Below are 13,863 nucleotides of genomic sequence, written 5' to 3'. Positions count from 1 at the left end.
GCACTGGGTGCCGGTCTGGGCGTGTGGGGTGCCGTGAACCTCATGGAGGGCTACGGCGGTGATAACCCCTCGGCCAAGAGTCAGGGTATGAAGCAGTTCATGGCTAATTAAAGGGAACAAAAAGAAAGGAAAAGCACAATCCAGACGGTATCAGCGGCAGGCTACAAGAATAAATTGTGATTACACAAGATTGGTGCTATAATAAGAGAAAAGTTCCTGCCGGGGCAGCCGCCCCGGTGGTATGGATAGGAAGGCAGGAAAGCAATATGCACATCAGCTATAAACCACTCTGGCATACACTGTTAGAGCGTGATATGAGAAAAGAAGATTTAAGGCTTGCCGCTGGTATGACAACGAATATGATTGCCAACATGAGCAAAGAGGGAAAGCACATCAGCATGGACACATTAGCCCGTATCTGCGAAACGCTGAATTGTGAGATTACCGATGTGATTGAGTTAGTACCAGACGAGCCTGCTTCCACAGGAGGTAAGGAACATGAGCGAATTGAAACCAAGAATAACAGAAAACGGAATTGATTATATCCTTGTCGGAGATTACTACATCCCAGATTTGAAACTGCCAGAAGAACACCGCCCCATCGGAAAGTATGGACGGATGCACCGGGAATATTTGAGAGAAGTCCACCCAGCCAGATTGAACACATTGATATTGACCGGAGAGCTATGGACATATCTTGCAGACCTGAACGAACAGGCACAGGAACGGTTAGATACCATCATGGAGCAGATGAAAGCTGCCGAGGGCGTGACCGAAGAATTAAAGCGTACCCATCAAATGGAATGGGTGCAGCGTTGCAATAACATTCACAATCGGGCAGAAGAAATTGTTTTGCATGAGATGATTTATGCATAACGGTATGGTAGAATGATTATGACAAATCGTTGTTTGTGGAGGTAAGGTATGTGGTATGATGGAATAGACAGAAACACTTTCATCAAACAAATTTACACAAAAGTCCCTGAATTGCTGAACGTCAGAATAGATGCTATTTCATTGAAAAGAGATGGTACCGAAGTATCTGTGGTTTTTGATATGCCAGTTTATCCAGACAATCCTCCTGAAAAATGGAATGGTAACAATACTGTTTCTATTGAAATTTCTTTTTTCGTTATTTCAGAGTTCAAACTGGAGATGAAGGATAGATATATGTACGGAAATATTGACATTTTTTCACATGAAAGCAAAATAAAAATCGTTGTAGATGGATCGATATTATGCTCTTTTGTAGCCGAAGCGGCTGTTATCCAGAGAATGAGCGCATACATAGATACAGAAATATAAATTAGAAATTTGGAGGGAAGAAATATGCAGACGATTATTGTGTTGTTAAATCCAGGAATGCTTGAAAATGCTGATTTGGATTTGAGATATCGCATACCAGACCGTATCGAAGAGGTATCAAATTCCTTGATACAAAGCAATGGATATGATTATATAGACACAGAGGACGGGGAACCTGGACCATTGATGGGTATTTGGTTGGAAACTGAAAATGCACATAAAAATTGGCATATAGTAAGGGATTTGTTTCAAAGGGAAAAATTTATAGGAAATGATTTATCTTTGTCGGCTCAGATATATATTTCCGAAAAAGATACTGACGATTTAGAAAACTGTGTACTTGTTTTTCCTGAATAACAATTCCAGCTTGTCATTCTGAAAATTTAACTGAATAACCACAGCACGAACCGCTGCTACATGGAAGCTAACAAACCATGCAACAGCGGTTTTTCTTTATCGTTTTTTCCTCTGGCTGATAGGCGTTCCCATTTTCTTTGACTTTTTGAGAATCCGAATTAGCCAGCGAAATTCTTCATCTGACAGATTTTTATAGTTGATGCCGAGCTGTTTGCAGTAAAGGACAACGAGCTTTTCATCCCGGCTGCCCTTGAAATTTTCGATCGCTTCCAGATTTTCTTTCAGTTCATCAGCAACGGTGGTCTGGGGTGCACTCTCACTGTCCTTTTTATGGGCTTCTCGAATATCCCGGATAATGAGGTTGAGGTCATCCCGTACCATCTGACTGAAATATTCATCATCGCTGATATGGGCGGCTTGCAACACTTTCAAATGGGGGTCATCTTCGCCAGGGCGATACCGTTCAATGATTTCATGCCGGACGGTATCGACAAGGGCGTTGAGGTTCTGAATCTGCATGGTGGCAATCCCATCCACATAAATCTCAATGTCCGCAAGAAACTTGATAAAGTCCTTATGCGTGGCAAGTTCGCACAGCAGACGGTTGTTAATCCGACCGCTTTTCAGAAGTGCTACCATCTCATCACTCAAATGCAGCTCCCTTAATGGCGTGTTGATCTCCGCTCGATTCTCTGTCCGGCAAAAGAGATAATCGAGGGACACCCCATAAAAATCTGCCAGCGTGATAAGGTTTCCATGATTGATTTCCTTATAGTCATCTTTTTCATAACTGCCAAGAGCCGATTTTGAAATACCCGTTTGCTCTGCCAGTTCTTCCAGTTTTAATCCTTTGTTTAATCGTAAATCTTTTAGCCGTTCCTGTATTGTAGTAGCTCCGTTCATTGAAGCAGTTCCCCCTTTCTAACGACATTTATAACCGTTGAATTGATTATATCATATCAATTCCGCAATCGTGGAAATTTCTGATTTTTACCCCTAATTCCTACTTTGTGGACATACGGCACAGGGCACAAAAATGTTCTATGATACAGGTAGTTCATCGATGGATTATTCCAATCGAATGACCAGCCTGTGTGGGATATGCTTCCCCGGCGATGTAGTGCCATGACTTTTGGCAGGGATGTGGAGGAACCCTTACCAAAACGAGCATACCAAAGGGAGCGATACGCCGCTGTGAGATTCAGGGGAGGAACGACACCGGGGAGAACTGGCGGACTGACACCGAAATGATACCGAAACACGACAATCTGATAGGGGGATAGTCTACCCTATCGCTGATACTTCGGGAGATTTTAAGTGGCTCTATGGCTGTAATTTTGCCGAAAATCGCCCCGAAACCATACACTAAAACGGGAGGAAGCGCAATATGCCGAGAATGAGCAAAAAGAGGAAGCATGAGCTTTCCTTTTACCTCAATGACCGGGGGCGTGTCACTTACAACGAATTGTGCCGGAAATGCCAGCATGGGTGCAAGCAGAGCTTCCGGGCGGTTGTGATTGACTGCCCCCGTTATTTATCCAAACGAGCAAAGAAAAAGGAGGAACACACCGAATGAATTTTGAATTTATGACGATAGACACACCATTGCCGCCCTGTATGCCATTTCCCAGAGCGTTGACAGGCTTTCCGGTCAGCAGCACCGCAAAGGTCATGTACTGCCGGATGCTGGACGCTATGCTATCCAAAGGGCAGGAGGACGAGAACGGAATCCTGTTTGTCTGCTTCCCTGTCACAGCCATTGCCGCAGTCTTGTCCCGCAGCCCCATGACGGTCAAGCGTTCTTTGAATGAACTGGAAACCGCTGGGCTTATCATGCGGGTGCGTCAGGGCGTGGGAGAACCAAACCGGATTTATGTGCTGATACCGGGAAAGGAGGACGCTGCCCTTGCCTGAGACCTCAAAGCTGGAAAAACTCAACTGGGAGCTGGAGAAAAGCGAAAAGAAACTGCGGAAAGCCATCAATGATGAAAAGGCATTGCAGTACCAGTTAAAGCAGCTTACCCGAAAGGAACGAACGCACCGGCTCTGTACCCGTGGCGGTATGCTGGAAAGTTTTCTGCAAGAGCCGGAACGCCTGACAGATGATGATGTCATGCTGTTGTTGAAACTCATTTTTCACAGGCAGGACACGCAGGAACTATTGAAAAAACTGCTGGAACGGGAGAAGCCGGAAACCCCTTAGTTTACTAAGGGCGCAATTATACACCACCCAGAGGTTGGTGCATTGCGTTCTCCGAAGGCTCCTCGCCGGAGGGCTGTGATTTTCCGCAGTCATGGTCTGCTCCAAATCATACAGGGGACGCTACGCTTCCCCTGCGCTGGCTGCCGCCAGCTACCCTTTTGTGGACTTGCCATCTGGGGACACCTTGTGTTGCAAGCTGTTCCCAGCCGACAAGTTTTACAAAATCTCTCTATACTTTGACGGTCGAACAAAGTATAATGAAGTCGACGACAAATCGGAAGTGGCTTATTGTATTGGGAAGGAGAAGTTATGGACAGAATGGTAATTGCAGGTGGCTATGGGATCTGTTTATTTTCCGCAGACACCTTACAGGATTTTTTGAAGCGTGAGAAAATTCGGAAAAGAAAACTGTTAAGTCTTCTGCAAAAGGATAAGGAGCTTTATCTGAACACGCAACGAGAGGGAATTTTCATCCCGTTGGTAGGGATTGATCACTATAATTATGCAATCAAATTGGAAGGGCAGGACGAGCCCTTTGATGACCAGTGGGTGCAAAAAATCAGCTATGAGGGCTTTAATCTGGAAGTAAAAGATGGACTTTGGATTTCTGCTATTGAACAGCTTGAACCTTTTGAGCCAAAGGAATACCATATCAAGGAAGAAGAATTTTATACCACACCGGGGTACTTCGGTTCTGTGGAGCACTACCACTCCCCGTGGGAACGGTGGTATAAGTCAGAAACACCAGATGGTATCTGTACAATTTATACGGACATCAAGTATAATGTTCCTGCTGGAAAATATCTGCTGTCCATCAAAGGCTACACCCGAAAGGAACAACAGAAATTTCCTACCCCCAACTGTGGTTTTTTCTTTTCCTTTACAGAAGTAGATTCGTTTGAAGGTTTCAAGAATCCACGAGAATCTGATGAGTACGATTTTAATCTAGGAAGTATAAAGTAGAAAACTTTCAATTTGCCACCCACACATCGGGTCAACTTGTCCTGAACTTTTACAACTTAATACCCGCCGCCCACACAGCGGCACACCAAGCAGGAAATCTGAAAAAAGGTCTCCTGCTTTTTTTCTGCCCAAAATGAGGTGCTAAAACGCCACCCCATCCACCGATTACCGAAAGGAGGGACACGAAATGCCCTGTCCGCACAACGAAATCTCGATTGTTCAGCGCAGCCAGCGGCAGTCTGCGGTTGCCGCCGCTGCTTACCAGAGCGGCGAAAAGCTGTTCTGTGAATACGACCAGCAAGTGAAGCACTACCCGGAAAAGCGTGGTATCGTCCACAATGAAATCCTGCTCCCGGCAAATGCCCCACAGAAATATGCAGACCGCAATACCCTATGGAACGCCGCCGAAGCGGTGGAAAAGCAATGGAACTCCCAGCTTGCAAGGCGGTGGGTGCTTACCATCCCAAGAGAGATACCACCCGACCAGTATGCTGTCCTTGTCCGGGAGTTTTGTGAGCAGCAGTTTGTTTCCAAAGGCATGATTGCTGATTTTGCAATCCATGATCCCCATCCGCCGGGACACAATCCCCACGCCCATGTCATGCTCACTATGAGGGCAATGGACGAACATGGAAAATGGCTTCCCAAGAGCCGCAAGGTTTATGACCTTGACGAAAACGGGGAACGGATAAAACTTCCGTCCGGCAGATGGAAAAGCCACAAGGAGGATACGGTGGATTGGAACGACCAGAAGTATTGCGAAATCTGGCGGCATGAATGGGAGGTCATCCAGAACCGCTATCTGGAAGCCAATGACCGTCCGGAGCGTGTGGACTTGCGTTCCTATGCCAGACAGGGGCTTGATATTGTCCCCACTGTCCATGAGGGGGCTGCTGTCCGGCAGATGGAAAAGCGTGGTATCCAGACGAATATCGGAAACCTGAACCGGGAAATCAGAGCCGCCAACAGTCTGATGAAGTCCATCCGGCAGCTTATCCAAAACCTCAAAGGCTGGATTACCGAGCTGGGAGAAAAACGGAAAGAGCTGCTTGCACAAAAAGCGGCGGAGGAAGCGACACTTCTTCCCAATCTGCTGATGAAGTACATGGAGATACGAAAGGAAGAACGGAAGGACTGGACGAGGGCTGGACAGAACCGGGGGACTTCACAGGACTTAAAGGCAGTCAGCGAAGCCCTGTCCTATCTCCGGCAAAAGGGGCTTTCCACTGTGGAGGATTTGGAAGCATTTCTGGAATCTTCCGGGAAATCAGCCGCCGATTACCGCAATCAGATGAAGCCAAAGGAAGCCCGCAGCAAAGTGATTGACGGGATTCTTGCCAGCCGGACAGACTGCAAGGAATGTAAGCCTGTCTATGAGAAGTACCAGAAGATATTTTTCAAGAAAACAAAGGAGAATTTCAAACAGGAACACCCGGAGGTTGCCCGATATGCGAAAGCCGCCGCCTACCTTGCCAAGCACCCGGACGATAAGGACAGTACCCAAAAGGAACTGCAACAGGAGCAGGAAAAACTTCTCAGCGAAATCGCAGAGCTGAAAGTACCGCTGACAGAGGTACAGGAGGATTTGAAGAAGCTGCGGGACATTCGCTACTGGGTACGGAAAGCCACCCCCGGCACAGAAGAAAGCAAAGAGCCGCCCAAGAAACAGCCTATCAAAGAAGTCTTGCAGGATAAGGCTGACGAGAAAAAAGCACAAAGAACTGCCCCGGTGCAGACAAAACACAAACAACAGGATATGGAACTTTAACAGGCACTTGCCATTTTCAGATTGAGAATGTCAGGTGCTTTTCTTTTTTTCAAGGAGGGATAGATTTGAATGTATTTGAAGCTGTGAAGCAGTCCGTCACAACAAGACAGGCTGCGGAGCATTATGGAATCCGTGTAGGCCGGAACGGGATGGCTTGCTGCCCGTTCCATCACGATAAAACCCCAAGCATGAAGCTGGATCGGCGTTACCACTGCTTCGGCTGCGGTGCGGATGGGGATGTGATTGATTTTGCCGCCGCCCTGTATGGGCTGGGAAAGAAAGAAGCCGCCGTACAGCTGGCACAGGACTTCGGGCTTTCCTATGAGGACTGGAAACCGCCGGGAAAAGCAAAAAAGCCCAAGCCCCGGCAGAAATCCCCGGAGGAACAGTTTCAGGAAGCAAAAAACCGCTGCTTCCGTATTCTTGCCGATTATCTCCACCTACTCCGAGTGTGGAGAAAGGAATATGCCCCGCACTCCCCGGAGGAAGTCTTTCATCCCCGGTTTGTGGAAGCCTTACAGAAGCAAGACCATGTGGAATATCTGCTGGATGTGCTGCTGTTTGGGGAAACAGAGGAAAAAGCGGCTTTGATTACGGAATACGGAAAGGATGTGATACAGCTTGAACAGCGAATGGCAGAGCTTGCAGCCGCAGACGCAGCAAGAACTAAAAAACACCATGAACGCCATGCAGCCACCCCAGAACATTGAGGAAATCAAGGCGGGGCTGGAAACTACCGAGAAAGGCGGTGTCCGTCAGAGCATACGGAACTGTCTGACCGTATTCCAGCGTGACCCGCTGCTTTCCGGGGCTATCGCATACAACATCCTGACCGACCGCAAGGACATCATAAAGCCCATCGGCTTCCACAGGGAAAGCACCGCCCTGAACGATACGGACATGAAGTATCTGCTTCTTTATCTGGAAGAAACCTACGGGCTTACCAATGAGAAAAAGATTGATAACGCCATCGGGATTGTGGCGAATGAAAACAAGTACCACCCCATCCGGGATTATTTAAGTTCCCTTGTGTGGGACGGGACAGAGCGAATCCGCTTCTGTCTGCGGCACTTTCTGGGGGCTGACGCAGACGATTACACCTATGAAGCATTGAAGCTGTTCCTGCTGGGTGCAATCTCACGAGCCTTTCAGCCGGGGTGCAAGTTTGAAATCATGCTCTGTCTGGTCGGCGGTCAGGGGGCTGGCAAGTCCACCTTCTTCCGTCTGCTGGCAGTCCGGGACGAGTGGTTCTCCGATGATTTGCGGAAGCTGGACGATGACAATGTGTACCGCAAGCTGCAAGGTCACTGGATGATCGAAATGTCGGAAATGATGGCAACCGCCAACGCCAAGAGCATTGAGGAAATCAAGTCGTTTTTAAGCCGGCAGAAAGAGGTTTACAAGATACCTTATGAAACACACCCGGCAGACCGCCCCCGTCAGTGCGTGTTTGGCGGCACTTCCAATGCCCTTGACTTCCTGCCCCTTGACCGTTCCGGCAACCGCCGCTTTATCCCCGTCATGGTGTACCCGGAGCAAGCCGAGGTTCACATTTTGGAGGACGAAGCTTCTTCCAGAGCCTATATCGAGCAGATGTGGGCAGAAGCGATGGAGATTTACCGAAGTGGCAGGTTCAAGCTGGCTTTCAGCCCTGCCATGCAGCGGTATCTCAAAGAACACCAGCGGGATTTTATGCCAGAGGACACCAAAGCCGGGATGATACAGGCGTATCTTGATAGGTACACCGGGAGCATGGTCTGCTCCAAGCAGCTCTATAAGGAAGCCTTGAACCATGCTTTTGACGAACCGAAGCAATGGGAAATCCGGGAAATCAACGAGATTATGAACCAGTGCATTGACCGCTGGCGGTACTTCCCAAACCCAAGAATGTTTTCAGAATATGGCAGACAAAAGGGCTGGGAGCGTGAAAACCCGGCAACGGACTCCGGCAACCCGTCTGAAAAAACGATGGACGGTTTTGTGGAGGTCACAGAACAGATGGAGCTTCCATTCTGAAAATGACAGCCCGTTGCACCCCCTGTTGCTATCCCGTTGCCGAGCCGGTTGCCGGGGAAAAACCCTTATTTCCGGGCTTTTCTCCCTTATAACAACCAAAACAACAGAAAAATAAAAGAAAAGTATAAATAGTAACCATCGCCAGATTGAGATTGTTTGCAAGGTCTTTTGAAGCCCGTTGCCGGACTTCGTTGCCGATACCCTCTGTCTGGCTATTTTCATGTATGGAGGATAACTGCCTATGGCAAAAAACAAAACAGAGATTCATGTGACCACTGTATTTGACGGGGAGCTGGACGCCACTGATGTGTTCGTCAGCCTGATTTCCCAGAAATACGGAAATACAAATACGAAAGAATATCTTGCTAAAAAGAAAGATTTGAAGTATAATGAAGATGAGGTTCAAAAGAGCCAGATACCGTCTGGATTGTGTGGGTAAATGGCTATGATGAACGAAATGGAATACAGAACAATCGGAAAGGCACTTGCCGGGGGCTATCGTGCGGCGGTCTATTGCAGGCTGTCAAAGGACGATGACCTGCAAGGCGAAAGTGCCAGTATCGCAAACCAGCGTGATATGCTGGAAAAATACTGCGAAAAGCAGGGATGGGAGGTTGTGGCAGTCTATCAGGACGATGGTTTCACAGGTCTTAATATGGAGCGTCCTGATTTACAGAGAATGTTGAGAGCCATTGAGCGCAGGCAAATCAATCTTGTCATCACGAAAGACCTCAGCCGACTGGGGCGTAACTATCTGCAAACCGGGCATTTGATTGAGGACTTTTTCCCAAGAAGCGGTGTCCGCTATATCGCCATGAATGACGGTATCGACACCCTGCGGGATAACAACGACATTGCCCCGTTCAAGAATATCCTGAATGAGATGTACAGCAAGGATATTTCCAAGAAAGTCCATTCCTCTTATCTTCTGAAAGCGCAGAAAGGACAGTTTACCGGGTGTCTTGCCCCGTTTGGGTATCGGAAAGACCCGGAGGACAAAAACCATCTGCTCATTGACGAGGAAACCGCCCCGATTGTGCGGCTGATTTTCGGATATGCCCTGAACGGTCATGGTCCGAACTATATCCGCAGACGGCTGGAGGAAGAAAAAATCCCCTGCCCTACATGGTGGAACCGGGAACGGGGGCTTCGCAATACCCGCACCAAATGGGAAAAGAAAGACCCGGAAAACGGGCGGTATATGTGGGACTTCTCCGTTATCAAAGACCTTTTGATGAATCCCGTCTACACCGGGGCGATTGCTTCCCAGAAAAAAGACTACCGTTTCAAAATCGGCACGATTGGGGAAAAGAAGCCGGAGGACTGGATTGTAGTGGAGGGACAGCATGAACCGCTGATTGACCGCATGAGCTTTGATATTGTGCAGAACAAGCTGAAATCCCGCCAGCGTCCGAGGCAGACCAATGAAATCAGCCTGTTTGCCGGACTGATAAAATGCGGCGAGTGTGGGAAGTCGCTGACGATACGCTACACAAACGCAAAACATCCCCAGCAGATTTACTCCTGCAAGACCTACAATGCCTTTGGAAAGAACCACTGCACCCAGCACCGGATTGACTATGACACCCTTTACAGCCATGTGCTGCGGAAAATCCGGGAATGTGCCAGAGCTGCCCTGATGGACGGGGAAGCGGTTGCCGACCGCCTGACCAATACCTGTGAAGCAGAGCAGCGGGAACAGCGGGAAGCAATGGAACGCTCCCTTACAAGGGACGAGGAACGGATTGAGGTTCTGGACAAAATGGTAATGCGGCTTTATGAGGATATGATTGCAGGGCGTATCAGTGAGCAGAATTTCAGCACCATGCTGGAAAAGACACAGACCGAGCAGACGGAGCTTAAAACAAAAGTGTCCGAGGGCAGAAAGCGGCTGTCCGATGAAGTACAGCTTGCCAATGACGCAAAACAATGGGTGGAAGCCATTCAGGAATACGCCAACATCACAGAGCTGGACGCAGCCACCCTCAACCGCTTAATCAAAGAAATCGTCGTGCATGAGCGCATTGACGAAGATAAAACAAGACACATTTCTATCGAAATTCATTTTAATCTCAAACCCATCCCGGAGGTGGAACAGGTCACTGCCTGACCTGTCCTACCGGGACGGTTCTCTTAAAAACACCATATAGATTTTTTGTACGCCGCCGCCCGCCATCGAGCAGAGTTTTACACCTAATTGGGGATAAAACAGCTGATGGCTGGCGGCGGCGTTGCCCTCATCGGTATCACCCTGATCCCCCTGCTGAGCGGTCTGTTCGGCTGATCTTTTCCGGGCGGCGTTTGCCGCCCCGTACATATTTACTTGCAAGCATTTCCAGCCCCTCCGTGGCAAACGGATTCTTATTATAAAGAGGAAACGCATTGCAAATCGAATATTCACCTTTATTTTGAAAGGATGGTGCTACTATGCAGATTCTGACTCACCTTATTTTTCTGCTCAACCTGCTCAAGACCCTTATCAACCATTTTTCTTGATGGGTGGTGGCGCTGAGTGGAAACTGTTCTCAAAGCAATCTCCGATTGGATCAAGTCACTGCTGACAGCGGCGATCATGTCCAATCTCTCCGGCTTGTTTGATGACGTCAACACCCAAGTGGGCAACATCGCACAGCAGGTCGGCACCAAACCATCCAATTTTGAACCGCGCGTTTTCGCTATGATCGAGGCGTTGTCCCGGAACGTAGTGCTTCCCATTGCAGGCGTGATTCTGACCTTCATCGCCTGTTATGAGTTGATCGAGATGATCACACAGCACAACAACATGGCACAATTTGAGCCTGCGCTGCTGATGAAATGGATCTTCAAAACTGCCATTTCGGTCTGGATGATTTCCAACACTTTCGATATCATCATGGCGGTGTTCGACGTGACGCAGCAGGTGGTGGCAAATTCCAGCGGCATCATCAGCGGCAACACAAGGGTCAACGATATCGGCTTGTCGATGCTGCAATCCAGCATGATGCAGATGGACGTAGGACCCCTGTTCGGGCTGTTCTTGCAGTCCTTCTTCATCGGTATCACCATGCGCATCCTGTCCATCGTGATTTTTGTCATCGTCTACGGAAGAATGATTGAGATCTACATGATGGTCAGTCTGGCTCCGGTGCCCATGGCAACATGGGGCAACCATGAGCAATCCCATGTTGGACAGAACTATCTTCGTTCTCTGTTCGCGCTGGGATTTCAAGGTTTCCTGATCCTGATCTGCGTGGCGATCTACGCTGTTCTGCTCCAGAATGTTGCAATATCCGGGGATGCCATCAACTCGATCTGGAGCATCGTGGGGTATACCGTGCTGCTCTGCTTCTCGCTGTTCAAGACCAGCTCTGTCGCCAAAACTCTGCTGGGTGCCCATTGATTCGGAGGTGAAATTTTGGCAGCTTATATTTCCGTGCCGCGCGATTTCAGCAAGGTGAAGTCCAAAGTAGCCTTCAACCTGACCGCCCGGCAGCTCGTCTGTTTTGGTGCAGCGGCAGTCGTAGGCGTGCCGCTGTTCTTTGTTCTGCGGGACACCGCTGGCAATTCCGGTGCTACCCTCGGCATGATAGCGGTCATGCTGCCCATGTTCTTTCTGGCCATGTATCAGAAGAACGGTCAGCCGGCTGAAAAGATCCTGCGGTACTACTTTCAGGCGCGCTTTGTTCGCCCGAAGGTGCGTCCGTACCAGACCCGCAATTACTATGCACTGCTTGTGAAGGGAGATGACGCCCATGATTCCGTTTCTGAAAAAGAATAAGGACGGCAAGAAGCCGCCCAAGTCCACGGTGCCCCGCACGGCACAGGAGAGCATTCCGTTCCAGCGGATGTTTGAGGACGGTACCTGCCGTGTCCGTCCCGGCTACTACACCCGCACCATCCAGTATCAGGATATCAACTATCAGTTGGCGCAGCAGGAGGACAAGACCGCCATCTTTGAGGAATGGTGCTCTTTTCTCAACTTTTTCGACAGCTCTATCCACTTTGAACTGTCTTTCGTGAATACCGCCACCGATTCGGCAGACTTCGAGAAGTCCATCCGCATCCCGTACCAGCAGGATGGCTTTGATGATGTGCGAGCCGAGTACAGCCAGATGTTGCGGCAACAGCTTTCCAAGGGCAACAACGGTCTGACCAAAACGAAGTTTCTGACCTATGGCATCGAGGGCGACAGCATGGCGCAGGTCAAACCTCGGCTGGAGCACATCCAGAACGACCTGATGAACAATTTCCACCGGCTTGGCGTTCTGGCAAAGCCGCTGGACGGTACGGAACGTCTGCGGCTGATGCACGGGATGCTGAACATGGATGGAGCCAACAAGTTCCACTTCAACTGGAAAGACCTTGTGCCCAGTGGTCTGTCCGTAAAGGATGCCATTGCCCCCACTGCGCTGGCGTTTAAGAACAGCCGCACCTTTCAGATGGGCGGCATCTTCGGAGCGGTCAGCTTTCTGAATATCACGGCTTCTGACTTGAGCGACCAGTTGCTGAAGGATTTTCTGGACATGGATTCCAGCCAAATCGTTACCATGCACATCCAGTCCGTTGACCAGAACAAGGCCATCAAAACCATCAAGCACACCATCACCGAACTCGACCGCAGCAAAATCGAAGAGCAGAAGAAAGCCGTCCGTGCCGGATATGACATGGACGTTCTGCCGTCAGATTTGGCGACTTATGGACGGGACGCAAAAGCCCTGCTGAAAGAATTACAGTCGCAAAACGAGCGTATGTTCCTTGTCACTTTTCTGGTACTGAACACCGGCAAGACCGAGCAGGAACTGGAAACCAACGTGTTTCAGGCGGTCAGCATTGCGCAGAAGCACAACTGCGAATTATGCCGCCTTGATTTTCAGCAGGAGCAGGGGCTGATGAGCAGCCTGCCGCTGGCAGACTGCCAGATCGAAATTCAGCGCGGCCTGACTACCAGCAGCACAGCCATCTTCATTCCGTTCACCACGCAGGAACTTTATCAGTCCGGCAAAGAAAGCCTGTATTACGGCCTGAACGCCCTGTCCAACAACCTTATCATGGTGGACAGAAAGCGATTGAAGAATCCCAACGGCCTGATTCTGGGCACCCCCGGTTCTGGCAAGTCGTTCAGCGCAAAGCGTGAGATCTGCAACGCATTCCTCGTGACAGACGATGATATTATCATCTGCGACCCGGAATGTGAGGTGCGACACGAAGTCGCGTAATGTATTGTGTATAAACACTGCTCTATCCATTTGGAGTAACCCTACTGTGACCTGCA

18 protein-coding genes and 3 pseudogenes are annotated in these 13,863 nt (G+C 49.2%); 18 read left to right on the top strand and 3 right to left on the bottom strand.

The window, feature by feature from the left end; genetic code table 11:
* From C7J97_RS13725 to C7J97_RS13705, 5 genes and pseudogenes are all read left to right on the top strand, one after another.
* A pseudogene (locus C7J97_RS13725) lies at nucleotides 1-105 on the top strand (Maff2 family mobile element protein); the annotation flags it as partial.
* 71 nt (nucleotides 106-176) lie between these two features.
* The gene (locus C7J97_RS13720; RefSeq protein WP_455709126.1) at nucleotides 177-539 is read left to right on the top strand and encodes a helix-turn-helix domain-containing protein; all 363 of its coding nucleotides are present in this window, start codon (nucleotides 177-179) and stop codon (nucleotides 537-539) included.
* Nucleotides 499-876, top strand: coding sequence for a TnpV protein (locus tag C7J97_RS13715; protein ID WP_113993293.1), 378 nt, complete (start codon nucleotides 499-501; stop codon nucleotides 874-876). The genes C7J97_RS13720 and C7J97_RS13715 overlap by 41 nt, the downstream gene beginning before the upstream one ends.
* Nucleotides 877-924: 48 nt before the next feature.
* Entirely contained in the window at nucleotides 925-1,305 is a 381-nt protein-coding gene (locus C7J97_RS13710; RefSeq protein ID WP_113993291.1) for an Imm50 family immunity protein, read from the top strand.
* 24 nt (nucleotides 1,306-1,329) lie between these two features.
* Complete coding sequence (locus C7J97_RS13705) at nucleotides 1,330-1,662, top strand: hypothetical protein (RefSeq protein WP_113993290.1); 333 nt, start codon at nucleotides 1,330-1,332, stop codon at nucleotides 1,660-1,662.
* Between the two features lie 96 nt (nucleotides 1,663-1,758).
* Here C7J97_RS13705 and C7J97_RS13700 read toward each other — a convergent pair whose 3' ends face one another.
* Complete coding sequence (locus C7J97_RS13700) at nucleotides 1,759-2,565, bottom strand: helix-turn-helix transcriptional regulator (protein ID WP_113993288.1); 807 nt, start codon at nucleotides 2,563-2,565, stop codon at nucleotides 1,759-1,761.
* A 484-nt stretch (nucleotides 2,566-3,049) separates the two neighbouring features.
* On the opposite strand from C7J97_RS13700, the gene C7J97_RS13695 reads away from it, so the two are divergent.
* The 7 genes from C7J97_RS13695 to C7J97_RS13665 all read left to right on the top strand — a co-directional run bounded on the left by C7J97_RS13695 (nucleotide 3,050) and on the right by C7J97_RS13665 (nucleotide 8,612).
* On the top strand, nucleotides 3,050-3,238 hold the full coding sequence (locus C7J97_RS13695) for a hypothetical protein (RefSeq protein ID WP_002304353.1): 189 nt from the start codon (nucleotides 3,050-3,052) through the stop codon (nucleotides 3,236-3,238).
* Nucleotides 3,235-3,576, top strand: a complete 342-nt coding sequence (locus C7J97_RS13690; protein ID WP_003020305.1) for a DeoR family transcriptional regulator — start codon at nucleotides 3,235-3,237, stop codon at nucleotides 3,574-3,576. The genes C7J97_RS13695 and C7J97_RS13690 overlap by 4 nt, the downstream gene beginning before the upstream one ends.
* Nucleotides 3,569-3,865 (top strand): DUF3847 domain-containing protein, encoded by a 297-nt coding sequence (locus C7J97_RS13685; protein WP_002592121.1) that lies wholly within the window; start codon nucleotides 3,569-3,571, stop codon nucleotides 3,863-3,865. Before C7J97_RS13690 ends, C7J97_RS13685 begins: the two co-directional genes overlap by 8 nt.
* Nucleotides 3,866-4,174: 309 nt before the next feature.
* Nucleotides 4,175-4,828 (top strand): hypothetical protein, encoded by a 654-nt coding sequence (locus C7J97_RS13680; protein WP_227612115.1) that lies wholly within the window; start codon nucleotides 4,175-4,177, stop codon nucleotides 4,826-4,828.
* Nucleotides 4,829-5,015: 187 nt separating this feature from the next.
* Nucleotides 5,016-6,596: a MobQ family relaxase gene (gene mobQ, locus C7J97_RS13675; protein WP_113993287.1), complete on the top strand. Its 1,581-nt coding sequence runs from the start codon at nucleotides 5,016-5,018 to the stop codon at nucleotides 6,594-6,596.
* A gap of 65 nt (nucleotides 6,597-6,661) precedes the next feature.
* Entirely contained in the window at nucleotides 6,662-7,306 is a 645-nt protein-coding gene (locus C7J97_RS13670) for a CHC2 zinc finger domain-containing protein (RefSeq protein ID WP_113993286.1), read from the top strand.
* A complete protein-coding gene (locus C7J97_RS13665; RefSeq protein ID WP_113993284.1) occupies nucleotides 7,275-8,612 on the top strand; it encodes a virulence-associated E family protein in 1,338 nt (445 codons plus the stop codon). Before C7J97_RS13670 ends, C7J97_RS13665 begins: the two co-directional genes overlap by 32 nt.
* 28 nt (nucleotides 8,613-8,640) lie before the next feature.
* Here C7J97_RS13665 and C7J97_RS15575 read toward each other — a convergent pair whose 3' ends face one another.
* Complete coding sequence (locus C7J97_RS15575; protein WP_113993283.1) at nucleotides 8,641-8,880, bottom strand: tweety protein; 240 nt, start codon at nucleotides 8,878-8,880, stop codon at nucleotides 8,641-8,643.
* Here C7J97_RS15575 and C7J97_RS13655 point away from each other — a divergent pair.
* The 3 genes and pseudogenes from C7J97_RS13655 to C7J97_RS13645 all read left to right on the top strand — a co-directional run.
* Nucleotides 8,854-9,051: a hypothetical protein gene (locus C7J97_RS13655; protein WP_113993282.1), complete on the top strand. Its 198-nt coding sequence runs from the start codon at nucleotides 8,854-8,856 to the stop codon at nucleotides 9,049-9,051. The genes C7J97_RS15575 and C7J97_RS13655 overlap by 27 nt on opposite strands.
* Nucleotides 9,052-10,722 (top strand): recombinase family protein, encoded by a 1,671-nt coding sequence (locus tag C7J97_RS13650; RefSeq protein ID WP_113993280.1) that lies wholly within the window; start codon nucleotides 9,052-9,054, stop codon nucleotides 10,720-10,722.
* A gap of 90 nt (nucleotides 10,723-10,812) precedes the next feature.
* Nucleotides 10,813-10,896, top strand: a pseudogene (locus C7J97_RS13645) (Maff2 family mobile element protein); the annotation flags it as partial.
* 119 nt (nucleotides 10,897-11,015) lie between these two features.
* On the opposite strand, the gene C7J97_RS15275 reads toward C7J97_RS13645, so the two are convergent.
* Nucleotides 11,016-11,186, bottom strand: a complete 171-nt coding sequence (locus C7J97_RS15275; RefSeq protein ID WP_207657578.1) for a hypothetical protein — start codon at nucleotides 11,184-11,186, stop codon at nucleotides 11,016-11,018.
* On the opposite strand from C7J97_RS15275, the gene C7J97_RS13640 reads away from it, so the two are divergent.
* The 3 genes and pseudogenes from C7J97_RS13640 to C7J97_RS13635 form a co-directional block, all read left to right on the top strand.
* Entirely contained in the window at nucleotides 11,125-11,991 is an 867-nt protein-coding gene (locus tag C7J97_RS13640; RefSeq protein WP_112121895.1) for a VirB6/TrbL-like conjugal transfer protein, CD1112 family, read from the top strand. The genes C7J97_RS15275 and C7J97_RS13640 overlap by 62 nt on opposite strands.
* Nucleotides 11,992-12,006: 15 nt before the next feature.
* Entirely contained in the window at nucleotides 12,007-12,369 is a 363-nt protein-coding gene (locus tag C7J97_RS15085; RefSeq protein ID WP_170126680.1) for a PrgI family protein, read from the top strand.
* A pseudogene (locus tag C7J97_RS13635) lies at nucleotides 12,344-13,786 on the top strand (VirB4-like conjugal transfer ATPase, CD1110 family); the annotation flags it as partial. The gene C7J97_RS15085 and the pseudogene C7J97_RS13635, both read left to right, overlap by 26 nt.
* Nucleotides 13,787-13,863 lie beyond the last annotated feature (77 nt).

It is taken from the genome of Faecalibacterium prausnitzii (assembly GCF_003324185.1).
GTDB lineage: Bacteria > Bacillota > Clostridia > Oscillospirales > Ruminococcaceae > Faecalibacterium > Faecalibacterium prausnitzii.
The sequence above is the reverse complement of the archived record's forward strand: the minus strand, read 5'-3'. Positions and strand labels throughout refer to the sequence as shown.